This is a genomic window from Cellulosimicrobium sp. RS (genome assembly GCF_046159675.1).
GTDB lineage: Bacteria > Actinomycetota > Actinomycetes > Actinomycetales > Cellulomonadaceae > Cellulosimicrobium > Cellulosimicrobium funkei.
The window spans coordinates 602,950-627,069 of the sequence record NZ_JBJXVU010000001.1; the positions used below are offsets into that span (position 1 = coordinate 602,950).

Annotated in this window: 22 protein-coding genes; 14 read left to right on the forward strand and 8 right to left on the reverse strand. The window is 75.2% G+C overall.

Features of this window, described 5'->3' with window-relative positions:
• The first annotated feature begins 94 nt into the window (after positions 1-94).
• Positions 95-625 carry a transcriptional regulator NrdR gene (gene nrdR, locus ACI769_RS02720; RefSeq protein ID WP_043654539.1) on the forward strand — a complete coding sequence of 177 codons (531 nt, stop codon included), beginning with the start codon at positions 95-97 and terminating at the stop codon, positions 623-625.
• Positions 626-707: 82 nt separating this feature from the next.
• On the opposite strand, the gene ACI769_RS02725 is transcribed toward nrdR, so the two are convergent.
• A complete protein-coding gene (locus tag ACI769_RS02725) occupies positions 708-1,805 on the reverse strand; it encodes an aldo/keto reductase (RefSeq protein ID WP_144722833.1) in 1,098 nt (365 codons plus the stop codon).
• A 210-nt stretch (positions 1,806-2,015) separates the two neighbouring features.
• On the opposite strand from ACI769_RS02725, the gene ACI769_RS02730 reads away from it, so the two are divergent.
• Positions 2,016-2,210: a DUF5302 domain-containing protein gene (locus ACI769_RS02730; protein ID WP_031316400.1), complete on the forward strand. Its 195-nt coding sequence runs from the start codon at positions 2,016-2,018 to the stop codon at positions 2,208-2,210.
• A gap of 61 nt (positions 2,211-2,271) precedes the next feature.
• Here the strand turns inward: ACI769_RS02730 and ACI769_RS02735 are convergent, their stop codons facing one another.
• The 3 genes from ACI769_RS02735 to ACI769_RS02745 form a co-directional block, all read right to left on the reverse strand.
• A complete protein-coding gene (locus tag ACI769_RS02735) occupies positions 2,272-2,691 on the reverse strand; it encodes a pyridoxamine 5'-phosphate oxidase family protein (RefSeq protein ID WP_034655066.1) in 420 nt (139 codons plus the stop codon).
• Positions 2,692-2,810: 119 nt separating this feature from the next.
• On the reverse strand, positions 2,811-4,010 hold the full coding sequence (serA, locus tag ACI769_RS02740) for a phosphoglycerate dehydrogenase (protein ID WP_043654536.1): 1,200 nt from the start codon (positions 4,008-4,010) through the stop codon (positions 2,811-2,813).
• Positions 4,011-4,098: 88 nt separating this feature from the next.
• The gene (locus tag ACI769_RS02745; protein WP_085388088.1) at positions 4,099-6,339 is read right to left on the reverse strand and encodes an AAA family ATPase; all 2,241 of its coding nucleotides are present in this window, start codon (positions 6,337-6,339) and stop codon (positions 4,099-4,101) included.
• Positions 6,340-6,506: 167 nt separating this feature from the next.
• On the opposite strand from ACI769_RS02745, the gene ACI769_RS02750 reads away from it, so the two are divergent.
• The 5 genes from ACI769_RS02750 (at position 6,507) to ACI769_RS02770 (ending at position 11,484) form a co-directional block, all read left to right on the forward strand.
• Positions 6,507-7,835, forward strand: coding sequence for a PP2C family protein-serine/threonine phosphatase (locus ACI769_RS02750; RefSeq protein ID WP_409141110.1), 1,329 nt, complete (start codon positions 6,507-6,509; stop codon positions 7,833-7,835).
• A complete protein-coding gene (locus ACI769_RS02755) occupies positions 7,832-9,502 on the forward strand; it encodes an ATP-binding protein (RefSeq protein WP_085388793.1) in 1,671 nt (556 codons plus the stop codon). The genes ACI769_RS02750 and ACI769_RS02755 overlap by 4 nt, the downstream gene beginning before the upstream one ends.
• Entirely contained in the window at positions 9,499-9,939 is a 441-nt protein-coding gene (locus ACI769_RS02760) for a response regulator (protein WP_021482350.1), read from the forward strand. Before ACI769_RS02755 ends, ACI769_RS02760 begins: the two co-directional genes overlap by 4 nt.
• A 111-nt stretch (positions 9,940-10,050) precedes the next feature.
• Positions 10,051-10,977: a proteasome assembly chaperone family protein gene (locus tag ACI769_RS02765; protein ID WP_034655073.1), complete on the forward strand. Its 927-nt coding sequence runs from the start codon at positions 10,051-10,053 to the stop codon at positions 10,975-10,977.
• 303 nt (positions 10,978-11,280) lie between these two features.
• Positions 11,281-11,484 (forward strand): cold-shock protein, encoded by a 204-nt coding sequence (locus ACI769_RS02770; protein WP_034655075.1) that lies wholly within the window; start codon positions 11,281-11,283, stop codon positions 11,482-11,484.
• Between the two features lie 87 nt (positions 11,485-11,571).
• Here the strand turns inward: ACI769_RS02770 and ACI769_RS02775 are convergent, their stop codons facing one another.
• Positions 11,572-12,612, reverse strand: a complete 1,041-nt coding sequence (locus ACI769_RS02775) for a spermidine synthase (protein ID WP_157446643.1) — start codon at positions 12,610-12,612, stop codon at positions 11,572-11,574.
• A gap of 81 nt (positions 12,613-12,693) precedes the next feature.
• Between ACI769_RS02775 and ACI769_RS02780 the strand changes: the two genes are divergently transcribed.
• The 3 genes from ACI769_RS02780 to ACI769_RS02790 are packed head-to-tail and all read left to right on the forward strand — an operon-like array spanning position 12,694 to position 14,866.
• Positions 12,694-13,137: an SAV_6107 family HEPN domain-containing protein gene (locus tag ACI769_RS02780; RefSeq protein ID WP_034655077.1), complete on the forward strand. Its 444-nt coding sequence runs from the start codon at positions 12,694-12,696 to the stop codon at positions 13,135-13,137.
• A gap of 39 nt (positions 13,138-13,176) precedes the next feature.
• Positions 13,177-14,433, forward strand: a complete 1,257-nt coding sequence (locus tag ACI769_RS02785) for a DNA polymerase IV (protein ID WP_021482845.1) — start codon at positions 13,177-13,179, stop codon at positions 14,431-14,433.
• 37 nt (positions 14,434-14,470) lie between these two features.
• A complete protein-coding gene (locus ACI769_RS02790; RefSeq protein ID WP_031316425.1) occupies positions 14,471-14,866 on the forward strand; it encodes a DUF3040 domain-containing protein in 396 nt (131 codons plus the stop codon).
• Here ACI769_RS02790 and ACI769_RS02795 read toward each other — a convergent pair.
• From ACI769_RS02795 to ACI769_RS02805, 3 genes are read right to left on the reverse strand one after another with little or no spacing between them, the layout of a single operon-like run.
• Complete coding sequence (locus ACI769_RS02795) at positions 14,814-17,114, reverse strand: transglutaminaseTgpA domain-containing protein (RefSeq protein WP_409141111.1); 2,301 nt, start codon at positions 17,112-17,114, stop codon at positions 14,814-14,816. The two genes, ACI769_RS02790 and ACI769_RS02795, sit on opposite strands and share 53 nt — an antisense overlap.
• The gene (locus ACI769_RS02800; protein WP_409141112.1) at positions 17,111-18,451 is read right to left on the reverse strand and encodes a DUF58 domain-containing protein; all 1,341 of its coding nucleotides are present in this window, start codon (positions 18,449-18,451) and stop codon (positions 17,111-17,113) included. Before ACI769_RS02800 ends, ACI769_RS02795 begins: the two co-directional genes overlap by 4 nt.
• 1 nt (position 18,452) lies before the next feature.
• A complete protein-coding gene (locus tag ACI769_RS02805) occupies positions 18,453-19,460 on the reverse strand; it encodes a MoxR family ATPase (protein WP_198947338.1) in 1,008 nt (335 codons plus the stop codon).
• A 443-nt stretch (positions 19,461-19,903) separates the two neighbouring features.
• Here ACI769_RS02805 and mraZ point away from each other — a divergent pair, with 443 nt between their 5' ends.
• The 4 genes from mraZ to ACI769_RS02825 all read left to right on the forward strand — a co-directional run bounded on the left by mraZ (position 19,904) and on the right by ACI769_RS02825 (position 24,107).
• Positions 19,904-20,338: a division/cell wall cluster transcriptional repressor MraZ gene (gene mraZ, locus ACI769_RS02810; RefSeq protein WP_031316739.1), complete on the forward strand. Its 435-nt coding sequence runs from the start codon at positions 19,904-19,906 to the stop codon at positions 20,336-20,338.
• 168 nt (positions 20,339-20,506) lie between these two features.
• A complete protein-coding gene (gene rsmH, locus ACI769_RS02815) occupies positions 20,507-21,568 on the forward strand; it encodes a 16S rRNA (cytosine(1402)-N(4))-methyltransferase RsmH (protein WP_051028216.1) in 1,062 nt (353 codons plus the stop codon).
• The gene (locus ACI769_RS02820; RefSeq protein WP_074810049.1) at positions 21,565-22,014 is read left to right on the forward strand and encodes a hypothetical protein; all 450 of its coding nucleotides are present in this window, start codon (positions 21,565-21,567) and stop codon (positions 22,012-22,014) included. The genes rsmH and ACI769_RS02820 overlap by 4 nt, the downstream gene beginning before the upstream one ends.
• Positions 22,015-22,397: 383 nt before the next feature.
• Positions 22,398-24,107, forward strand: coding sequence for a peptidoglycan D,D-transpeptidase FtsI family protein (locus tag ACI769_RS02825; protein WP_409141113.1), 1,710 nt, complete (start codon positions 22,398-22,400; stop codon positions 24,105-24,107).
• The last annotated feature ends 13 nt before the right edge of the window (positions 24,108-24,120 follow it).

The following is a 24,120-nucleotide window of genomic DNA, read 5'->3' on the forward strand; positions in this document are numbered from 1 at the left end:
GGCCGGGCGCGTCGTCGGCGTGTTGCACCGCGCGCCCGCGACGACATACGTTCGTCGCGCCGACCTGTCGGCGCGACCCGCGGAGGAGCCCGCCATGCACTGCCCGTTCTGCCGTCACGCGGACTCCCGCGTCGTCGACTCCCGCACGTCCGACGACGGTGCCTCCATCCGCCGGCGACGCCAGTGCCCGGAGTGCAACCGCCGCTTCACCACGATCGAGACCGCCAGCCTGTCCGTGGTCAAGCGGTCCGGCGTGACCGAGCCCTTCTCGCGCGAGAAGATCGTCAACGGCGTCCGCAAGGCTTGCCAGGGGCGCCCGGTGAACGAGGACGACCTCGCCGTCCTCGCGCAGCGCGTCGAGGAGACCATCCGCGCGAGCGGGAGCGCCGAGCTCGACGCCTACGAGATCGGTCTCGCGATCCTCGGGCCGCTGCGTGAGCTCGACGAGGTCGCCTACCTGCGCTTCGCGAGCGTCTACCAGGCGTTCGACTCGCTCGAGGACTTCGAGAGCGCCATCACGTCGCTGCGCGTCGACCGGGAGGAGCGCGAGGCGGCGGCGGGCCGTGCGGCGGCCGAGGCCACCGACGACGTCGCGACCGACCGCGAGGCTGCACCCCAGCCCTGACAGTCACGCGACGGTCCCGCGCCTCGCGCTCGGTCCGAGGTTCGGTCCGCACAGCCGGACACGGCTGCGCGCGGCCGCGGCGCTACAGGTCGCTGGACCGCGACGCCCAGATGTTGATGCCCGTGTCCACGGGGAGGGCGTCGACGGCCGCGATCTCCTCCGGGGAGAGGTCGGGGGCGTCGAGGGCCGCGAGGTTGTCGTCGAGCTGGCGCGTCGAGCTCGCGCCGAGCAGGACCGACGTGACGCGCTGGTCGCGCAGCGCCCAGCGGATCGCCGTGGACGCGAGCGTCCGTCCGTGGGCGCGTGCGAGCTCGTCCAGGTGGCGCACGCGGTCGAGGTTCTCCTCCGAGAGGAACGCCGGGCGCAGGGGCCCGCCGCGCGCTGCGCGCGACCCGTCCGGGACCCCGTGGAGGTAGCGGTCCGTGAGCATGCCCTGGGCGAGCGGGGAGAACGCGACGACGCCGAGCCCTTCGTCGCCCGCGACGTCGAGCACGGTGGCCCCCGCCTCGTCGTGCGGGTCGGGCGCCTCGATCCACCGGTTGAGCATGGAGTAGGAGACCTGGGTGACGACGAGCTCGACCCCGGCGTCGGCCGCGACCCGCAGGGCCTCGCGCGTCCGCCGCGCCGAGTACGACGAGATGCCGGCGTAGCGGGCGCGCCCCGACCGGACCGCCGTCGCCAGCGCACCGATGGTCTCCTCGAGCGGGGTGGAGGGGTCGTAGCGGTGCGAGTAGAAGATGTCGACGTGGTCGAGCCCGAGCCGGCGCAGCGACGCGTCGAGGGACGAGAGCAGGTACTTCCGGGACCCGCCCTCGCCGTAGGGGCCGGGGCCCATGCGGTAGCCCGCCTTGGTGGTCACGACGAGCTCGTCGCGCACGGGCCGGAGCTCGCGCGCGAGCAGCCGGCCCAGCGACTCCTCCGCGGCGCCGCCGGGCGGCCCGTAGTTGTTCGCGAGGTCGAGGTGCGTCACGCCACGGTCGACGGCGCGCAGCACGATCTCGCGCTGCGTCGAGAAGGGGTCGGCGACGCCGAAGTTCTGCCAGAGCCCGAGCGCGACCTCCGGCAGGCGCAGGCCGCTCCGGCCGAGCGCACGGTGCGGGAGCGCGGCACGCGCCGGCGCGGGACCGCCTGTGGTGTGGGGAGGAGCGGGGGAGGCCTGCGGCGTGGGGTCGGGCGACACGTCCCGACGCTACCCGACGGCGTTCGCCGCGCGGTCGTCGGCGCTCGCGGCGCGGTCCCCAGCGCCGGCGCCCGCAAGGCCGGGACGGCCGGTCCGAGCGGACAAATGAGGTGGCGTCGGGCCGCCCGGTGAGGGAGGCTGGCGGGGTGCCCGCAGCGTCGGGCCGACCGCAGTGCCCCCACCGAGTTCCCCGTCGACGAGGAGACCGCCATGGCGTCCGACCAGCAGCGACCCGCTGCAGAGACCGCACCGACCGAGGAGGCCAAGGCGAAGTTCCGGGAGGCGCTCGACCGGAAGAACGCCGCGCGCCACCGCACGGCGGACGGCGAGTCGAACACGGGCTCCGTGCACGGCTCGGAGACCGTCGGACCGGTCCAGCGCACCTTCCGCCGCAAGTCCGGCTGAGCAGCACCCCCGACGTCCGGTCGTCCCCTGCGGGGCGGCCGGACGTCGTGCGCCCGCTGGACTAGGGCTCCGCGCGCGCGAAGCGTCGTCCGGTGAGCTCGTGGGCCTCGACCACGACCCACTCCTCGGTCGGGACGTCGACGGTGGGGACGAGCGGGTCCGCACCCTCCCGGACGGGATCCACCTCGTGCTCGGTGCGCAGACGGTGGGCGGTGCCGCGCGCGACGACGCTCCACGCCCCGTCGTCGTCGACGTGGTCCCACTCCAGGGCGACCCGCTCGTTGATGGCGAGCGTCGCGAGCTTCGTGCCGGGGACCGTGCGGAACGCGAGCGTGCGCTCGTGCGCCCGCACGGTCACGGGGTAGATGTCCGGCTCGCCCCGCACGCTCACGGCGAGGCGTGCGACGTGGGTCCCCTCCACGAGGTCCCACGACGCGTCGGCGTCGAGGATCTGCGGCGCGTCGTGCGTGTATCCGGTCATGCCTCATCGTGGCACCGGCGCGCGAGAGGCGCTCAGCGGCGAAGGTCACGGCCGCCGAGGACCTTCGCCGCGTGCGGACGGGCCGCGCGCGGCGAAGGGTCCCGGGGTGCTGGGCCGCGTCAGTCGAGGACGCGCAGGGCGATCGTCTGCTCCATCGCGGCCAGCGCCTCGATGACGGCGGGCTCCACGCGCGAGCCGACGTCGGTGACGACGTAGCCGATCTCGCCGCGGGTGGCGAGGAGCTGGCCCTCGATGTTCGTCCCGTGCTCGGCCAGGGTCGCGTTGACGGCGGCGAGGACACCGGGGGTGTTGCGGTGCAGGTGCGTGATGCGCGTGATGCCCGTCGTCTGCTCGAGCGCGAGGTTCGGCACGTTGACGCTGAGCGTCGTGGAGCCGGTGGTGAGGTAGTCGCGCAGCTTGGCGGACACGAACTGCCCGATCGCCTCCTGGGCCTCCTCCGTCGAGCCGCCGATGTGCGGCGTGAGGATGACGTTCGGCAGGCCGCGCAGCTCGGAGTCGAACGCGTCGCCCTTGCGCTTGGGCTCGTGCGGGAAGACGTCGACCGCGGCGCCGGCCACGCGGCCCTCGACGATCGCCTCGCGCAGCGCGCCGTAGTCCACCACGAAGCCGCGCGACAGGTTGAGGAAGATCGAGCCCGGGCGCATGCGGGCGAACTGCTTGGCGCCGAAGAGCCCGGCGTTGCCCTGGCGCCCGTCGACGTGGAGCGTGACGACGTCGGCCTGCTCGAGCAGCTCGTCGAGCGTGTCCATGCGGCGCGCGTTGCCGAGCGCGAGCTTCTCCGCCGTGTCGTAGAAGACGACCGACATGCCGAGGTTCTCGGCGACGACCGAGAGCTGCGTGCCGATGTTGCCGTAGCCGACGATGCCGAGCGTGCGGCCACGGACCTCGTGCGCGCCCTCCGCCGACTTGTCCCAGCGGCCCTCGTGCAGCGCGCGGTCGCGCTCGGTGAGGCGGCGCGTGAGCGCGATGATCTCGGCGAGCGCGAGCTCGACGACGGAGCGCGTGTTCTGGAACGGCGCGTTGAACACGGCGACGCCCTGCGTCGCGGCCGAGCGCAGGTCGATCTGGTTCGTGCCGATGCAGAACGCGCCGAGCGCCACCAGGTCGGGGGCGTTCTCGAGCACGTTCGCCGTGACGTTCGTCTTGGACCGGATGCCGAGCAGGTGGACGCCGTCGAGCGCCTCGATCAGCTCGGACTCGTCGAGGGCCCCGGTGCGGACGGTGACGTCGATGCCCGCGGCCTCGAGGTTCGAGGCGGCGAGGGGGTGCAGGTTTTCGAGGAGGAGGGCGCGTAGCACGCCCCCATGGTGCGCCCGTCCCGCGGTCCGGACCAAACGGGTCTTGACCCTCGGGACGAGGTGACCCCGCGCCCGGACGCGACCGCTGTCAGGCTCCGGCGCCCCGTGCGTCGTCCGACGGCGCGGGGGCGACGCCGGCGGGCAGCGGGCGCGCGTGCACGACGACGAGGCGCTGGGTCGGCCGCGTCATGGCGACGTACAGGTCGGACGGGCCCGAGGGCCCGGTCGCGACGTCGGCGGGCTCGACCAGCACGACGGCGTCGAACTCCAGCCCCTTGACCTGAACCGGGTCGAGCACGACGACCGGGTCCTCGCCGCCCGCGTCGGCGAGCCCGAGCGCGGCCCGTAGCGCGGGGACCGCGGGCGCGGCCGCGACGACGGCGACGCGGCCGGACTCCGCGGCGACGAACTCGGCGCGCGCGGCCTCGGCCTCGGCCCGGACGCGTGCCTCCAGCGCGCCCGGTGCTACCTCGACCACGCGCAGGGCGTCCTCGACGTCGCGCGCGGACGTGAGCGGCGAGACCGGGAGGCCGGCCGCGACGGCCGCGCGTCGGGCCGCGTCCGCGACGGAGGCCGGCGTGCGGTAGTTGACCGTGAGCTCGGCGAGCCGCCACGCGTCGCGGAAGACCGGGTCGAGCATGCCCTTCCACGACCGGGCGCCCGCGAGCGAGGACGTCTGGGCGACGTCGCCCACCACCGTGAACGACCGCGTCGGGCACCGGCGCACGAGCATGCGCCACGCCATGGCGGACAGCTCCTGCGCCTCGTCGACCACGACGTGGCCGTAGGTCCACGTGCGGTCCTGCGCGGCGCGCTCGGCGGTGGTCAGGCGCGGGCCGCTCGCGGCGAACCGCTCGGCGAGGACGTCGGCCCCGACGATCCCGCCGCCCGCACCGGACGACTCGAGCACCTGCCGCGCGTACTCGAGGTCCTGCGCGCGCTGCGCCGCGCGCGCGGCGGCCTCGGCCCGCTCCGCCTGGTCGTCCTCGCCGAGCAGCTCCGCCGCCTCGTCGAGGAGCGGCACGTCCGCGGGGGTCCACGGCGCACCCTTGGGCCGCTCGAGCAGCCGCCGGTCCTCGGGCGAGAGCTCGGGCGCGGCCTCGGCGAGCCGGTGCGGCTTGGTCCACAGGTCCTCGACGAGGCGCTCGGGCGTGAGCGGCAGCCAGGCCAGGTTGAGCGCGACGCGCACGTCGCGGTGGGAGCGCAGGTCCTCCAGCGCGAGCGCGCGGTCCTCGCCGACGAGCGGCTCGCCGAGCTGGCGCCCGTACTGCTCGACGAGGCGCGAGAGCATCTCGCGGACGAACGTGACCCGCGCGAGGTTGTGCGGCTTGTGGGTGCGCCGCGCCTTCGCGATGGCGTCGCGCACGTCGCGGCGGCGGATGACGAGGTCGTGGCCGTCGAGCCGGACCGGCACGTCGGCCGCGGGCACGCGCTCGCGTGCGCGCACGGCCCGGCGCACCGCACGGGCCATGACCGCCCGACCCTTGACGCGCGCGACGCGCGGGTCCTCCTCGCCGTCGGCGACGACGCCGGGCAGGAGGTCGGCGATGGTCGTGCTCACGACGCCGGTCTCGCCGAGCGACGGCAGCACCTGGTCGATGTAGCGCAGGAACGAGAGGCTGGGGCCGACGAGCAGCACGCCCGAGCGCTCCAGCAGCCGCCGGTGCGCGTACAGCAGGTAGGCCGCGCGGTGCAGCGCGACCGCCGTCTTCCCCGTGCCGGGCCCGCCCTGGACGACGAGCGCCCCCGCGAGCTCGGAGCGGATGATCGCGTCCTGCTCCGACTGGATCGTGGCGACGATGTCGCCCATGCGTCCCGTGCGGCCCGCGGCCATCGCGGCGAGCAGCGCGCCCTCGCCCGAGAGCGTCGTGCCCGTCACGGCCTCGGGGGCGTCGAGGTCGAGGAGCTCGTCCTCGAGTCCCGTCACGGCACGACCGCGCGTCACGAGGTGCCGACGGCGCACGACGCCGTCCGGGTGGGCCGCCGTCGCGCGGTAGAACGCCTGGGCGGCGGGCGCGCGCCAGTCCGTGAGGAGGCTCGAGTGCTCTTCGTCGGTGAGGCCGATGCGCCCGACGTAGCGCAGGGTGCCGTCGTCGAGGTCGAGGCGGCCGAACGCGAGGCGGTCCTCGACCGCGTCGAGCTGCGCGACACGGTCCTCGTACAGCGTCGCGAACGCGTCGCGCTCGCTGCGGTTCTGCGGCGAGCCCGACGGGCCGGACCGCCGGACCTCGTCGAGGCGTGCCCGGGCGGCCGCCCGCAGCTCGTCGAGGCGCGCGTAGAGGGTGTCCACGACCTCCTGCTCGAGCCGGAGCTCGTCGTTGCGTCCCACGCTGTCCCTTCCTCGACCGGCGCCGCGCCGCCCGCGCGGCCGTCCATTATGGCGTACGACGACCGTCCCGGGGACCGACGACCGGCGCGTCCCGGCGCCGTGACCGGGCCGGACGCGCGCCTGCGGCTAGGATCGTGGCCCATGGCGACCAGAGGGGAGCGGGCGTCGTGACCGGGAGCGAGCGTCGAGCCCCGGGCCGACCCTCCGCGCGCGGCGACGACGCCGCCGGACCGGACCAGGCGCGCCCGGGGCGCGCCGTGCTGGCCCCGACGGACGAGCTCCGGATCCTGCTCGTGGAGGACGACGACGGGGACGCGATCCTCGTCGAGGAGCTGCTGGCCGACGGCAACCTCAAGGTAGAGCTGCACCGTGCGACGACCCTGGACGGTGCCCTCGAGATGGTCGTCTCCCACGACGTCGACTGCGTGCTGCTGGACCTGGGCCTGCCCGACTCCGTGGGCCTGTCCGCCGTCGAGCGCGTGCGCGCGGGGTCGCGGCCGCCGGCGCTCGTCGTCCTGACCGGCCACTCGGGCATCGACCTCGGCGTGCAGGCGGTCGCCGCGGGCGCCGACGACTACCTCGTCAAGGGGGAGGTCGACGGCGACCTGCTCGGGCGGTCCGTGCGCTACGCGGTCCAGCGCCGCATGTCCGTCGAGCAGCAGCGCGCGCTGTACCGCAGCGAGGTCCGCGCGGCAGAGACGGCGCGCCTCGAGCGTGCGCTCCTGCCGACCCCGCTCGTGCAGGACGACCGCCTCGACGTCATGGTCGGCTACGTGCCGGGCGGCAACGGCCTGCTCGGCGGCGACTTCTTCGACGCGGTCGAGCGCCCGGACGGGACGGTCCTGTGCGTCATCGGGGACGTCGCGGGGCACGGCCCGGACGAGGCCGCGCTCGGCGCGACGCTGCGCACGGCCTGGCGCACCATCGTCCTCAGCGAGACCCAGCCGGAGGCGATCCTGCCGCTGCTCGAGCGTGTGCTCGTGCCCGAGCGCGCGCGCCCGGAGGTCTTCGTCACGCTGTGCCAGGTCGTCGTCTCCGCGGACCGACGCAGCGCCGAGGTCTACCTCGCGGGCCACCTCGCGCCGCTGCTGCTGCGCGACACGGCGTCGGAGATCACGCCGACGTCGCGCGGCCGCGCCCTGGGCATCCCGGTCGCGGGCGGCTGGACGTCGCAGCCGGTCGAGCTCGGCGAGCGCTGGGCCCTCATGCTCTACACCGACGGCCTCGTCGAGGCGACCGTCGCGGGAGCCGGGGCGGGCGACGCACGGACCCGCCCCGAGCGCGTCGGGGTCGACGGCCTGCGCCGCGCCGTCGACAGCGCGCTGGAGCAGGGCGTCGAGGGCGTCGTCGAGCGGGTCTTCCGTCGCGTGCGCGACCTCCACGGCGGCCCCCTCGCGGACGACGCGGCCCTCCTCGTGCTCGGGTGGGACGGCAAGGGCACCTCCCCGGGCGAGCGGTCGGCCACCCTCGCCGACTCGGACGAGTGGGCCCGGTGAGCGCCGCCGGCGACCGCAGGCGCGCGGGCGAGCGTCGTGCCCCGACGCTGCGTCGGCGGCTCGGCTGGGCGCTCGTCGTCGCCGGGGTGATCCTCCTCGGCGTGCTCGCGACGTCCGCGATCGCGCTGTCGCGCGTCCTCACCCTCCAGACCGACGTGACCGGGCCGTTCTTCGATGCGGTGAGCGAGGCGGACGGCGCGTACGTCGGCCTGCTCGACGCCGAGGTCGCGGTGCGCGCCTACGTCGCCACGGGCGACGCGACGGCGCTCGAGGCCTACACGCGCGCGGTGGGCGTCGACGCCGAGGGCGTCGTCCCCGACGCCGCGCTCGTCGACCGCCTCGGCCTCGACGACGAGCTCGCCGGGACGCTCACCCAGGCCGAGTCCTCGGTGCGCGCCTGGGTCTCCGACGCGGCCGAGCCCGCCATCGCGACCACCGAGGCCCAGGGCCCCGGGCGCGTGCGCGCCGTCGACCAGGCGCGCGGCGCCGAGCTCTTCGCGGCGGCGCGCGCCGACACCGCGCAGTACGTCGACCAGCTGCGCGACGAGCGCGTCGAACGCCTCGACGCGCTCGACCGGTGGAGCCGCGCGCTGTTCGGGAGCGTCCTCGTCCTCGTCGGTTCGGCGCTCGCGGTCGGCATCATCCTGTGGGTCTGCCTCAAGCGCTGGGTCACCGAACCCATGGCCGAGCTCGCGCACCGGGTGCGGCGCGTGAGCTCCGGGAGCCTCGACGAGCCGGTCGTCACGTCCGGGCCCGCCGAGATCGCGGACCTCGCGCAGGACGTCGAGCACATGCGCGTCGAGCTCGTCAGCCAGGTCGCGGAGATCAAGGCGTCGCACGAGGACGCGGCGCGCTCGCACGAGCTGCTCGCCGAGCAGGCGCGCGAGCTGGAGCGCTCGAACCGCGACCTCGAGCAGTTCGCGTACGTCGCCTCGCACGACCTCCAGGAGCCGCTGCGCAAGGTCGCGAGCTTCACGCAGCTCCTCAAGAAGCGCTACGGGGGCGAGCTCGACGACCGCGCCGACCAGTACATCGACTTCGCGGTCGACGGCGCGAAGCGCATGCAGCGCCTCATCCAGGACCTGCTCGGGTTCTCCCGCGTCGGCCGGACGGGCACCGAGCGCGTCGACGTCGACCTCGAGGACGAGCTCCGGGGCGTGCTCGAGGACTTCTCCGACAAGATCGCGGAGTCCGGGGCGCGCGTCACGCACGACCCGCTCCCCGTCGTCGTGGGGGAGCAGGCGCTCCTGCGCCAGCTCCTCGCGAACCTCGTCGGCAACGCGCTGAAGTTCCGCCACCCGGACCGGGCGCCCGCCGTGCACGTGGGCGTGCTCGCGCGCGACACCCACTGGGAGCTGTCGGTCGAGGACAACGGGATCGGCATCGACCCGCAGTACGCCGACCGCGTGTTCGTGATCTTCCAGCGCCTGCACGCCAAGGACGTGTACGAGGGCACGGGCATCGGCCTCGCGCTGTGCAAGCGCATCGTCGAGTACCACGGCGGGCGCATCTGGATCGAGCCGCGCGAGGGCGGGACGACCATCCGCTTCACGCTCGCCCACGCCTACGTCCAGGCGCAGGTCGGCTACGCTCGCTCCGACCCCGGCGGCGCCGGTCCGGACGCTCCGGCCCCCGCGCGCCCCGACGACGAGGAGAGCCCCGCATGAGCCACGGCAGCAAGCCGATCGACGTCCTCCTGGTGGAGGACGACCCGGGCGACGTGCTCATGACCCGCGAGGCGTTCGAGGACCACAAGGTCACCAACCGCCTCTCGGTGGTGTCCGACGGCGTGAGCGCGCTGCAGTTCCTGCGCAAGGAGGGCGAGCACGCGGGCGCCCCGACGCCCGACCTCATCCTCCTCGACCTCAACCTGCCCCGGATGGACGGGCGCGAGGTCCTGGCCGAGCTCAAGGCCGACGACGCGCTGCGCAAGATCCCCGTCGTCGTGCTCACGACGTCGGAGGCCGAGGAGGACGTGGTGCGCAGCTACTCGCTGCACGCCAACGCCTACGTCACCAAGCCGGTCGACTTCGACCGCTTCATCGACGTCGTGCGGCAGATCGACGACTTCTTCGTCTCCGTGGTGCGCCTCCCCGGTCGCTGACCGCCGACGCAGCCCGGCCGGGAATGATCCCCGGCCCGGGTCGCGTTACCTCGTCAGGCCCGCAGCGCGCCACCGGCGGCGCACGGGCGAAGGACGTGACGAGGAGGATGCATGCTGGACCCTCGCGGGATCTACGAGCTCGACGAGCAGGCCGTGGCGCGCCTGTGGCCCACGCCGCCCGAGGCGGGCTCCGGGCCGGTGCTGCTGCACGCGGTCGCGGGGTTCGTCGACGCGGGCAGCGCGGGAGAGGTGGCCGTCGACCACCTGCTGGAGATCGGCGAGGTCACCCGCCTGGTGACGTTCGACGCCGACCAGCTCATCGACTACCGCTCGAAGCGGGCCACGATGACCTTCAGCACGGACCGCTGGTCCGACTACGACGAGCCGTACCTCGTCGTCGACCACGTGCGCGACGCCGAGGGCACCGGCTTCCTGCTGCTGCACGGCGCCGAGCCGGACGTCCAGTGGGAGCGCGTGGTCGCCGCGGTGCGCGACGTCGTCGAGCGTCTGGGCGTCTCGCTCGTCGTGGGCTTCCACGGCATCCCGATGGGCATCCCGCACACGCGGCCGCTCTCGGTGACGGCGCACGCCACGCGCCCCGAGCTGCTCGGCGAGCACACGTCGTGGTTCGGGACGGTCAAGGTCCCGGCCAGCCTCGCCGCGCTGCTCGAGCTGCGGCTCGGGCGCGCCGGCCACGACGCCGTCGGCTACACCGTGCACGTGCCGCACTACCTCGCCCAGTCGTCGTACCCGCCCGCGGCGGTCGTCGCGCTCGAGCACGTCCAGCGCGTGACGGGTCTCGACCTCGCCACGGGCGGCCTCGCGGAGGCGGTCCAGGACGCGAAGACCGAGGTCGAGCGCCAGGTGCGCGACTCCGAGGAGGTCGCGGCGGTGGTCCGGGCGCTCGAGGAGCAGTACGACGCCTTCGCCCGCTCGGTCGGGCGCACGAGCCTGCTCGCCGAGTCGGCCCCGATCCCCACGGCCGACGAGCTCGGCGCGGAGTTCGAGCGCTTCCTCGCGCAGCAGTCGGGGGAGTGACGGCGCGCTCGGCCCCGCCGGGGAGTATGTGCCGAAAAATCAGCACGAGAGGGCTCGTTCTCCATGGCGGACCTGACGTGGTCCATGCCACACTGTGACCCGTTGCAGTGACGTACTTGCGCACGACCCGGTGCAGGGCCGGTACGTGGGTCCGCCCGGCGGGGCGGTCCTGCGTCGGGCCTGCCGGCCGCACACGGCCGGGACGCCGGCGAAGGACGTGGGACATGGCATTGCGGCGCACGGGGGTGGACGAAGGGTCCGCCTGCTGATGTCCCCGGATGGACAGAAGGTCAGAGGAACAGCATGGCGCAGGGTTCTGTGAAGTGGTTCAACGCCGAGAAGGGCTACGGCTTCATCGCGCAGGACGGCGGCGGTGCCGACGTCTTCGTGCACTACTCGGCGATCGAGTCGAACGGGTACCGCACGCTCGACGAGGCGCAGCGGGTCGAGTTCGAGATCACCCAGGGGCCGAAGGGCCCGCAGGCGGAGAAGGTCCGCCCGCTCTGACGTCCACGACGTCCTGCGGTCGGGTCGCCCGGTCGTAGCAGCAGCGCAGGAGCCGCGTCCCCTCCCGGGGGCGCGGCTCCTGGCGTGTCAGCCCTCGCGCGTCGCCCGAGCGTGCTCGTCGGGCGCCGGACGCGCGGTCGTGGCGTCCCCGGGAGCGGGCCCCTCGAACGTGGGGTCGGCGGACCCGGGGTCCGCGGGCGTGGGGTCCGGGAGGGGCGCCGCCGGGCCGACGAAGGTCCGCAGCTCGCTCCCCACGAGGACGCGCGCCGGCACGGCAAGCGAGCGCACGGTGCGCGCGAGGCCCGGGCCGGTCAGGGCAGGCTCGGCACCGCCCGGCGCGACCGCGGCGAGCACCACGTTCCCGTACCGGCGGCCCTTGAGCTGTGCCGGCTCGGCGATCGCTGCGACACGCCCCTCCTCCACGGCGCCGTCGCCCGTGCCGCCCCCGAACGCGGCGGCGAGCGTCGCGAGCTCGCGCCGCACCGACGCGAGCGGCGGCCGGTCCGCGCAGTTGACCAGGTAGACGCCCCCCGGTCGCAGGACGCGCCGCACCTCCTCGGCCATGCCGAGGGTCACGAGGTGGTCGGGCGTGCGGTCGCCGTGGAAGACGTCCCGGACCACGACGTCGAACGACGCGTCGGCGAGCCCTTCCACCGCGTGCCGGGCGTCGTCGGGCCGCAGCCGCAGGCGCGGGGAGCGCGGCAGGTCGAACCAGGTGCGGACGAGCTCCAGGAGGCGCGCGTCGAGGTCGACCCCGAGCTGCGTCGAGCCGGGGCGGGTGTCCTCCACCCAGCGCGGCAGGCTGCACCCGGCGGCCCCGAGGTGCAGCGCACGCACGGGCCCGGGGTGCAGCTCGTCGACCACCGCGGCCATCTGCTGCATGTACTCGAACGCGAGCATCCCGGGGTCGTCCAGGTCGAGGTACGAGCTCGGCACCCCGTTGACGTAGAGGGTGACCGCGGACGGGCGGTCGGGGTCGCGCTCGACGCGGGCCGTGCCCGTCGTGGTCGCGACGGGCTCGTCCGGGAGGTCGGACGCCGCGGGCCCGCCGCGCGCGGGGCCCCGACGCCGGGGCGGTGTGGGTGGTGCGGGGGACCCTGGAGGGCGTCGGGAGGTGCGGCGAGCCATGTGCCCCACGGTACGGGCTGTCGGCGTCCGGCACGTTGACAGGATCGAACAGGTGTTCGATAGTGGAGCAGGAGGTGCGCGATGTCGAACGAAGCAGGCGCGAGGGCGCAGGTCGTGGTTCCCGCCGAGGTCCGGCGGCTGCTCGCCCGCGCGGACGCGGAGCTCGTCGCTGCGGCGCTCGCGCAGGACGCGGGGGAGCGGTTCGTCCACGCCCACCTCGGCGCGCTGCGGGCAGCCGCCGCGGTCGTCGCGCTCCGTGCGCGCCCCGTGCGGCGCGGGCGCGCCCGCTCGGTGTGGGAGCAGCTCGCGGACGCCGAGCCCGCGCTCGCCGCGTGGTCGGTGTACTTCGCGAGCGGCGCGCGCGTCCGTGCCGCCGTGGACGCCGGGCGGTTCGACGAGGTCGACCCGCGTCGCGCCGACGAGCTCGTCGCGTGCGCCGAGGACTTCCGCGACGAGGTCGCGATGCTCGTCGACCCGGACGCCGGCTTCGTCCGGCTGCCCGGGCTGCGGACGGTGGCGTCGTGACGACCCGGCCGGTCGGCCCGCGGGCACGGTGAGCACCCGATGAGCCGGGGTCCTCGTGCCGTCGTCCGCCGGGACTGGGGGGACGACGAGAGCGGCTGCTCGATCCTGCACGTCGACATGGACGCGTTCTTCGCCTCGGTCGAGCTCGCGCGGCGTCCCCAGCTCGTCGGGCGACCGGTCATCGTCGGCGGTGCCGAGCGGGGCGTCGTCCTGGCGGCCACGTACGAGGCCCGCGCGTTCGGCGTCCACTCGGCGATGCCCATGACGACCGCGCGCCGGCTGTGCCCGCAGGCGGTCGTCGTGCCGCCGGACCACGCGCGGTACCACGAGGTCTCGCGCTCGGTCATGGCCGCGCTCGGGGAGATCACCGCGCTCGTGGAGCAGGTGAGCGTCGACGAGGCGTTCCTCGACGTGAGCGGCGCGCGGCGCCGTCTCGGGCCGCCCACACGGATCGCGGCCGCGCTGCGGCGTCGGGTCCAGGCGGACCACGGGATCACGTGCTCGGTCGGGATCGCGACCACGAAGTTCGTCGCGAAGCTCGCGTCCACGCACGCCAAGCCCGACGGCATGCTGCTCGTGCCCGCCGCGGCGACGGTGCCGTTCCTGCGCACCCTGCCGGTGGGGGCGCTGTGGGGCGTGGGCGAGCGCACGGAGGCCGTCCTCGCGCAGTGGGGCATCCGGACGGTCGCCGAGCTCGCCGACACCGACGTGGCGTCCCTGCAGACGGCGGTCGGCAAGGTGTCCGGGGCGCACCTGCACGACCTCGCGTGGGGTCGTGACCCACGCCCCGTCCAGCCGGAGCGCTCGGAGCGGAGCATCGGCGCGGAGACGACGTTCGAGCACGACCTGCGCGACCTCGCCGCAGTGCAGGCGCGCGTGCTCGAGCTCGCCGACCGGTGCGCCGGGCGGCTCCGGCACCAGGGCCTCGTCGCCCGCACGGTGAGCGTGAAGGTCCGCACGAGCGACTTCCGGACCGTCACGCGCGCCCGCACGCTCGGCGCCCCGACGGACGTCGCGCGCGAGATCTACCTCGTCGCACGTGAGCTCGTCGCGGGGGTGGACCTGCGAGGGCTCGCGGTCCGGCTCGTGGGGGTGCGTGCGGAAGGTCTCGAGCCGCGCGCGGAGGCCGTCGTCCAGCCCACGCTCGAGGAGGCCGTGGTGGAGACGAACGCCGTCCGACGGCGCGCGGAGGAGGCCGTCGACGCCGTCCGCGGCCGTTTCGGGGTGAGATCCATCGCGATGGGGCCTGCCCGGGCCCGCTCGACTACCACCCCCGCGGATGTCGATCTATCCTGAGGGTGTCACACGACCACCGTGGAGAATCGGGGTGCTCATGCCTCTGTCTGAGTACGAGCAGCGGGTCTTGGAGCAGATGGAGCGCGCGCTCACCTCGGACGATCCGCGGTTGGCGAACACGCTCCAGGCCCCTCGACGTCGCTCTGCGCTGCGCTACGTCCTGGCCGGTGTCGGCGTCGTGGGAGGGCTGCTCCTGCTGGTGCTGGGCGCCGCGCTCTCGCAGACCTGGCTCGGCGTCATCGGCTTCGTCCTCATGTTCGCCGGCGTCGTGCTGGTCTTCCAGGCACCGCGCGCCTCCCGCAAGGGACCGGTCGGCACCGTCGAGGCCGACGGCACCGTCCGGCCGGCCGCAGCGAGCAGGACGTCGCGGAAGCCGTTCCTCAGCCGGCTCGAAGAGCGCTGGGACCGTCGGCGCGAGCAGGACGGTCGCTGAGCGACCTCTCGATCCCCTCGACGGCAGCGTCGACGAGCGCCTGGAGGCGCTCCGGGCTGACCGTCTCGCGCGGACGCGGGGCGTAGCGCTCCGCCTCGAGCGCCGACGCGAGGGCCGTGAGCGTCTCGGCCAGGTCCTCGTCCCCGGCATCCGCCCCGCGTCGCGCCTGCAGGGTCGCGACGACGACGGCGGGCACGCGGCGCGGCGTCGTGGACGACGGCCACCGCACCTCCAGCGCACCGAGCCGTGCCACGAGCTCGGCCCACGCGTCCTCGGCGTCCCGCAGGCTCTCCGCCTCGGTGCGTCGGCGCAGCACGAACCACAGCCCTGCGGCGAGCGCCGCCGCGACGAGCAGCGCCACGCCCACGACGAGCGGCCACGAGGTGGAGTCCTCCTGCGTGCCGCCCGTCGTGCCGCCGGCCCCCGGGGCGGTGGGTGCCGGCGTCACCGGCGCCGACGGCGCGGCCGTGGTGGCGTCCGGCGTCGGGACGTTCCCCGGGTCCGCCGGGCCGCCGGGCGTGACGGCGACCGGGGTCGCCCACCGCGGCGTCGGGCCGGTCTGCTGCGCGGGCGTCGGCTCGAACCGGACCCAGCCCTGCCCCGGGAAGTACAGCTCGGGCCACGCGTGGGAGTCGCGGCCCGTGACCTTGTAGCTGGAGTCGTCGACGCGCTCGCCCGGGAGGAACCCGACGCCCAGCCGTGCGGGGATGCCGAGCGTGCGGGCCATCATCGTCATCGACGTCGCGAACTGGACGCAGTAGCCCGTCCGGTCCTGGAGGAAGTCCCAGACGGCGTCGCCCGAGGCGCCCGGCGGCACCTCGGTGGAGTACGTGAACTGCGAGATGTCGCGGAAGTAGGTCTGCAGCGCGAGCGCCTGGTCGTAGCGCGTCGTCGCGCCGTCGACGACGGACGTCGCGAGGTCGCGGATGTCCTGCTCGTGCTCCGTCGCGGGCACGTCGAGGTAGTTGGGGTCGTCCGGGTCCGCGCCGCTGGCGCCGCGCAACGCGTCGGCGTCGAGCGGCCGCGGGAAGACCGTGACCTCGTAGGACGTGCCCGCGCCCGTCGGCTGCTCGCCGAGCACCTCGTCGCGCACGTCGTCGTACGCCCAGTCGCCGTCGATGCCGACGGCGCGCGGCTCGGTCGGGAGCGGCAGCTTGGTGTCGCGCAGCGACTCGAGCGTGACGCGCAGCGACGTGGGGTCCCCGGTGGCGCCCGGGTCGTCGGGCCACAGGAGCTGCTCGCCGCCGTCGATGGGCGTGCCGTCGCGGTCGGCGCCGCGGCGCCAGTTGGTGCCGTCGAAGCCGGTGAGCGTGAAGACCCGCAGGGGGCCGACGCCCTCGCCGTCGGTCCGGTAGCGCAGGACGACCTCGGCGGACCGCTCGGCGAGGTCGCGCCGCATGTCCAGGTCGTCGGAGAGCCGGACCGTCTGGCCGGTCGAGGAGAACAGGCGCGACCACGACGCCGACGCCACCTCGGGGAGCGAGGCGCTCGCCGACCCGAGCCCGAGGGCGGTGACCGCGACGGCGACGGCCACGACGAGCGCGCCCGCGGCACGCAGGCCTCCGGCGGCGCGGTCCTCCGGGCGTCGCGCGGACGCCCCGCGGCGGACGGCGCGGTGCGGGTTGTCCACGGCGAGGAGCAGCACGAGCGCGGTGACGGTCACGACGAACGCGAGCGGCGGGACCTCGCCGACGATGACGAGCCCGGGCACCCACAGGGCGAGGAGCGGCAGCGCGACCCCCGCGCCGAGCCGCAGCCCGCCGGCCATGAGGTCGGCGACGACGAACACCACGACCGCGCCGCCGACCGCCAGGAGCGCGATGGGCAGGCTGGGGTCGATCGGGGCGACCTCCGCGAGCGTGAGGTCGCGCGCGGTGCCCAGGCGGGACAGGACGCGGTCGACGTTGGACAGGCCGATGAGGAGCGAGAACCGGTCCGTCGGCCCGCCGTACAGCCCGAGCAGGGCCCACAGCCCGACGACGAGCCCGGCGAGCGACGGCAGGAGCGCCGCCGGCGGGGCGAGCACCTCGCCGCGCGCCGCGTGGCTCCGCTCGAGCGCCCAGCGGCTGAGGCCGGTGACGAGCGCGAGGACGACGACGACGCGCACGACCGTGCCCGTCCAGCCGCCCGGCCCGACGACGCTCCCCAGCGCGTACGCCGACGCGACGACCGCGGTGGCGACGAGCGCGCTCGTCGCGAGCACGCGCAGGCCCGCGGAGCCCGAGGTTTCCGGTCGGGGTGCGGTCATCGTGAGCCTTCCGCGAGCAGGGTCCAGGCGTGCTCGAGCGACGCGGACGGGTCGACGAGCGCGGCGTGCCACCCCGTCGAGCGGAGCGCGGCGACGGTCTCGACGGCGTCGGCGTGCTCGGGCGCCCAGGGCCGGGTGCTCACCACGAGCGCGCGGTGGACGCCGTCCCCGGCCATCGCGGCGACGGTGTGCCGGGCCACGGAGCCGAGCGGGCCGAGCACGGCGACGGTGATCTCGCCCGGGCGGCGGTCGCGGCGCAGCGCCTCGGAGGTCGTGACGACGGAGCGGTCGGCGTCCGCCACGACCTGGTGCCCGTGCAGGTCGACCGTGGCGTCGAGCAGGTCGGCCGGGCCCTCGCCGGACCGGTTGACGCGGAAGCCGGTGCCGGGGACCACCGCGGCGAGCGACGTGGGGACGAGGCGGACGGGGTGCCCCGCCTGGAGCAGCGACACCACGATCGACGCCGCGCACTCGACGGCCCACTCGCCGTCGGCCAGCGCCCGCGGGCTCGACGCGGCGAGCTCCGGGTGGGGCAGGAGGCCGCGGTCGAGGAGCACCGTCACGGGCGGCAGGCCCGCGCTCTCGTCGGAGCGCACCATGAGCTGGCCGCGGCGCGCGGCGCTGACCCAGTGCACGCGGCGGGGGTCGTCACCGGCGACGTAGTCGCGCAGGACCGAGTCGTCGCTCGACGCGAGCCGGGCGCCGGAGGCCGAGCGCTCGTGCTCGCCGAACGCGCGGCTCCCGCGCACGGGCAGCTCGACGGTGCGCGGCCAGACGGCCACGGCCGTCGAGTCGCCGAGCTCCTGCGTCGCGCTGACGAGGCCGAACAGGTCGGTCCGCGTCGTGAGGAGCGGGCCGAGCGGCCACCGGCCGCGGCGCAGCGGCCGCAGGCGGTACCGCACGGCGATGTGGTTGCCGACCGTCGCGACCTGCGCGCGCAACGAGCCCTGGTCGGACAGCTCGTGCGCGGCCTGCTCGCTGATGCGCAGGCGCGCGAGCGTGGAGGCCGTCGACGACGTCGTGCGCGCCGCCGCGACGGTCAGGCGCGCGGTCGTGAGCTGGCCGCGCACGGCGGGGTTGGGCTGCACCCGGCGCGTCACGTGCAGCGCGCCGCGCCCCCGGTCGATGCGCCGGGCCGCCATCCAGCACCACGCGGCCCCCACGGCGAGGAGCCCCGCCGCGCCGAGCCCGACGAGGTCCGGCAGGCCGAGCGTGACGCCGAGTACCACGAGCGCGGCGCCCGCACCGAGGACCACGGTGCCGCGGCGGGTCGGGCGCGCGCTGGCGAGGCTCCTGGTCCTGCGTCGGAGCCGCGCGAGGAACGACGGGCCGCGCACGTCAGCGTCGCTCGGTCGCGTCCAGCGCGGGGATCGGCGTCTGCGCCACGAGGGACGCGACGACGGCCTCGGCGTCCTGGCCCGAGAGCCGTGCCTCGGTGGTGACGACGAGCCGGTGCGCGAGCACGGGCACCGCGAGGTACTGCACGTCGTCGGGGAGGACGTGGTCGCGCCCCGCCATCGCGGCCAGGGCCTTCGCCGCGCGCAGGAGCTGGAGCGTCGTGCGGGGGGAGGCTCCGAGGCGCAGGCCCGGGTGCTCGCGCGTCCCGGTGACGAGCGCCAGCACGTAGCGCTTGACGGCCGTGGACGCGTGGACCGAGCGCGCGACCTCGGCGAACCGCAGCACGTCCGCCCCGGTGGTCACCGGCCGCAGGTGCGCGAGCGGGTTGTCCGTCTCCTGGCGGTCGAGCATCCGCAGCTCGGCGTCGACGTCGGGGTACCCCACGGTGAGCCGTGCCATGAAGCGGTCGCGCTGGGCCTCGGGGAGCGGGTAGGTGCCCTCCATCTCGACCGGGTTCTGGGTCGCGACGACGAGGAACGGGCTCGGGAGCATGTGGGTCGTGCCGTCGACCGTCGTCTGGCCCTCCTCCATGCACTCCAGGAGCGCCGACTGCGTCTTGGGGGAGGCGCGGTTGATCTCGTCGCCGATGACGATGTTGGAGAAGACGGGGCCGGGCCGGAACTCGAACTCGTGGTTCGCGGCGCGGTAGATGTTGACGCCGGTGAGGTCGCTCGGCAGGAGGTCGGGCGTGAACTGGATGCGGCCGACCTTGCAGTCGATCGTGCGGGCCAGCGCCTTGGCGAGCGTCGTCTTGCCGACGCCGGGGACGTCCTCGACGAGGAGGTGACCCTGCGCCAGGAGGACGGCGACGGTGACGGTCACGAGGTCCGGCCGCCCGGTGACCACGGACTCGATGCCGGAGCGGATCCGTCCGGTGGTCTCGACCAGCTCGTCGAGACCGGCGAGGCGACCTGACCCGGGCTCGTCGGAGGGCGCGACAGGGGCGATGTCGGGGAGCACGGGGACCTCCGTCGTCGGTGGCGCAGGGCCGCGGACCGGCGAGACCGCGGGTGGGAAGAGCCTAGTAGACGGTGGGAGGTCCGCCGACCCCGGCCCGGTGGCGCGGGCCGTCCCGACCGGCCCGTGCCCCTCCCTCTCCCTCCACGGGCACCGGGCGCCGCCGCCCAGGACCCGCCGGACGGCTCCCGGAAGCGGTCGCCGCCCGACGGCGGCCCCGCCGGACGCGGCCACGACGCGCCCTGGGGAGTCCTCCCCTCCACCGCGCTCCAGCCCGTCTGACCTGCGGAGATCCTGCGAAGACGGGTGAAACCCGTGAGTTTCGCCGAGAGCGGTGGAGGGAAGTGGAGTACCGTGGAGCAGAAGGGAGCAAGAGGGGAGGTGCCAGGTGCATGTCCGGCTTCGTGGACGACGTGCTCGGCGGTTCCTCCGGCCTGCTCCTGGGCACCTTCACGCCGCGTCTGGACGACAAGGGGAGGCTCATCCTCCCCGCGAAGTTCCGGTCGCGGCTCGCACCGGGTCTCGTCATGACGCGGGGGCAGGAGCGCTGTCTGTTCCTGCTGCCGATGGACGAGTTCCGGCGCATGTACGACCAGATCCGGCAGGCGCCGGTGACGAGCAAGCAGGCCCGGGACTACCTGCGCGTCTTCCTCTCGGGGGCGAGCGACGAGATCCCGGACAAGCAGGGACGTGTCTCGATCCCCGCGCCCCTGCGGGCGTACGCGGGGCTCGACCGCGACGTCGCCGTGATCGGCGCCGGCACGCGCGTCGAGATCTGGGACGCGCAGGCGTGGGAGACGTACCTCGCGGAGCAGGAGTCGGCGTACTCCGACACCGCGGAGGAGGTGTTCCCGGACCTGCGCTTCTAGGGCCGAGCACCCCCGGCCCCGCACGGTGAGGCCTCCTCCCGCCCGGTCTGGCGCACTTCCCCGGCGCCAGAAAGGACGCGGAGGGAGACCTGACCGTACGGGGCCCGCAGCACAGCACGACCAGCAGCAGCACCGGAGCACGACGACCAGCAGGGAGAGGAGGAGGACGTGACGAGCACCCCCGACGACGCCGCCGAGCGGCACGTCCCGGTCCTCCTCCAGCGCTGCGTCGACCTGCTCGCGCCCGCGCTCGGCGAGCCGGGCTCCGTGCTCGTCGACTGCACGCTCGGCATGGGCGGCCACACGGAGGCCGTCCTGGAGCAGGTGCCGACGGCGCGCGTGGTCGGCATCGACCGCGACCCCGAGGCGATCGACCGCGCGTCGCGCCGGCTCGCCCGGTTCGGCGACCGCTTCCGCGCCGTGCACGCCGTGTACGACGAGATCGAGGACGTCGTCGCGGACGTGGTCGGCGCACCGGTCCAGGGCGTGCTCATGGACCTCGGCGTCTCCTCGCTCCAGATCGACGAGACGGAGCGCGGGTTCTCCTACGCGCAGGACGCCCCGCTCGACATGCGCATGGACCCGACCGTGGGTCTCACGGCCGCGGACGTGCTCAACACGTACGACGAGCGCGCGCTCACCCGGATCCTGCGCGACTACGGCGAGGAGCGGTTCGCCCAGCGGATCGCGCGGGCCGTGGTGCGCCGGCGCGAGCAGCAGCCGTGGGAGCGCAGCGCGGACCTCGTCGACCTCGTCCGCGCGTCGATCCCGGCGGCCACCCGCACGACGGGCGGCAACCCCGCCAAGCGCACGTTCCAGGCGCTGCGCATCGAGGTGAACGGCGAGCTCGAGGTCCTCGAGCGCGCGGTCCCCGCCGCGGTGGACGTGCTCGCCGTGGGCGGGCGCATCGTCGTCGAGTCGTACCACTCGCTCGAGGACCGCATCGTCAAGCGCGTGCTCGCCGCCGGCGCGACGATCAGCGCGCCCGCCGGCCTGCCGGTCGTGCCCGAGCAGGACGAGCCGTACCTGCGGCTGCTGACCCGGGGGGCCGAGGAGGCGCCGGCCGGGGAGCGCGAGACGAACCCGCGGTCCGCGTCCGTGCGCCTGCGTGCCGCCGAGCGCACCCGCCCGACACCGCCGCACCGCCGCCCGTCCGCCGCTCGCCGCTCGCCGGCGCCCGGCCACCGACCGACCGACCGACCGCACGACCCGGGGGAGACGACACGATGAGCGCACAGAGGTCGACCGCCGCCCGCCCGCTCCCGCGCCCGGCCCGGCCGGCGCCCGCACCGCGCCCGTCGCTGACCGCCCTGCCGGGCGGCGCGTCCGAGCGGGCGCTGCGCTCGCGTCTCGAGCTCGTCCGGGCGCCGCTGCAGGCGCGCTCCAAGGTCCCGTTCCTCGTCGTCTGCATGTCGATCCTCGGCGCCGCGCTCCTGTGTGCTCTCCTGGTGAACACGACGATGGCGCGCAACTCCTACGAGATGTCGGAGCTGCGCCGGGAGGTGAGCCGCGTGGCCCAGGACACGCAGAGCCTGCAGCTGCAGGTCGCCGAGCAGAAGACGGCGCTGCCGGAGACCGCACGCGGGCTCGGCATGGTCGAGGCGCAGGACCCGGCGATGGTCCGGCTGTCCGACGGCACGGTGCTCGGCGTGGCGCAGGAGGGGGCGGGGGAGTGACGCAGGGCACGGGCGCCGGGCGCACCGGCCGGTCACGACCGGCGGCGGGCACCCCGCGTCCCCGTCCCGCCACCGCGGCCTCCCGGGCCTCCTCGGGGGGCCGTGCTGCGTCCGCCGGTCGGGCCGCGGGTGCTCGCTCCGGTGGTCCCGCGCCCGCGCGCGCCGCCTCGACGGGCACCACCTCGGCGCGCGCCACGTCCGGTCGTGCCTCGACGGCGCGCACCACGTCCGGTCGCACGTCGACCACGCGCAGCACGTCGGGGCGCGCCCCGGTGTCGCGCGCGCCGCGCGGCGCCGGCCGCCCGCCGTCCCGTCCGGCCCGGGGGACCCGCGAGCCGGGCCGGCCCGAGCGTCGGCAGCGCTGGCTCATCGTCGTGGCGGGCGTGATCACCGCGGTGTTCATCGCGCAGCTCGTCAACGTCCAGGTGCTCCGCGGGCCCGCGCTCGCGGCCGAGGCCCAGAACGACCGCACGCGCAGCTCGACGACGATCGCGCACCGCGGCGACATCACGGACGCCGACGGCGTGGTGCTCGCGACCTCGGTGGACCGGTACACCGTCGCGGCCGACCTCCAGGCGATCGCGAGCTTCGAGCCCCGTTCCGGGGACCTCGTCAACGGCGAGCCGCTCGAGGAGGGCGGCGCGGTCGGCGTCGCGAAGCTGCTCGCCCCGATCCTCGACCGGTCCGCGGTCGAGCTGGCGGCCGACCTCGTTGGCACGTCCCGGTACCTCGTCCTGGAGAAGGACGTCACGCCCGAGGTGCAGCGTCAGATCGCCGTCCTGCGCCTGTCCGCGTTCGTCAGCACGACGATGACGAGCGAGCGCACGTACCCGGCGGGCACGGTCGCCGGCAACCTCGTGGGCTTCGTCAACGACGAGCAGACGGGCGGGGGCGGCATCGAGGCGTCGTACGACGACGTCCTGGCCGGGACGCCGGGCTCGCGCCGGTGCGAGGCAGGGCTCGGCGGACAGCTCATCCCGACGGGACGGTGCGACGTCGTCGAGGCGGTGCCCGGCCTGAACGTGCGCCTCACGACCGTGCGCGACGTGCAGTGGAAGGCGCAGGACGCGATCGACCGGGCGGTGAGCGAGACCGGCGCGGAGTACGCGATCGCCGTCGTGCAGGACGTCCGCACGGGCGAGGTGCTCGCGCTCGCGGACTCGGGCACGGTGAACCCGAACGACCGCTCGACGGACGCCGTCGCCCGCCCGAGCCGTGCCGTCGCGAACGTGTTCGACCCCGGGTCGACGGGCAAGGTCATCACGATGGCGGCGGCCATCGAGGGCGGCCACGCGGACGCCGGGTCGCGGTTCGAGGTGCCCGACCGCTACACGACCCCGAACGGTCAGACGTTCAAGGACTCGCACGACCACCCCGTCGAGCGCCTGACGCTCGCGGGCATCCTCGCGGAGTCGTCGAACACGGGCACGGTCCAGGTCGGCGAGAAGATCCCCAAGCAGGTCCGCTACGACTACCTGCGCAAGTTCGGCTTCGGGCAGAAGTCCGGCCTCGGGCTGCCCGGCGAGTCGGCGGGCATCCTGCACCCGGCGGACTCGTGGGACGGCCGCACGGAGTACGCCGTGCTCTTCGGCCAGAGCGTGTCGGTCAACGCCATCCAGGCGACGAGCGTCTTCTCGACGATCGCGAACGGCGGGGTCCGCACGACGCCCAGCATCGTCGCCGGGACGACGGACGAGCGCGGCGAGCTCGTGCCCGCGGAGCGCCCGGCGCCGGAGCGCGTCGTGTCGCAGGAGACGGCGGACACGGTGCTGCACATGATGGAGTCCGTCGTGGAGGAGGGCACCGGATCGAGCGCCTCGGTCCCCGGCTACCGCGTCGCGGGCAAGACCGGCACCGCGGAGGCGGCGGGCGAGGACGGGCGGCTGTCCGGGATCATGGCGTCGTTCATCGGCGTCGCGCCCGCGGACGACCCCCGGTACACCGTGTCGGTCTTCCTCAAGAACCCGCACTCGTCGATCTTCGGCGGCGTCGTCGCGGCGCCGGTGTTCAGCGAGATCATGGGCTTCACCCTCGAGCACGAGGGCGTCCAGCCGAGCACCGAGCCCTACGTGCCGCTCCCGACGACGTGGTGAACCTCACCGCCCC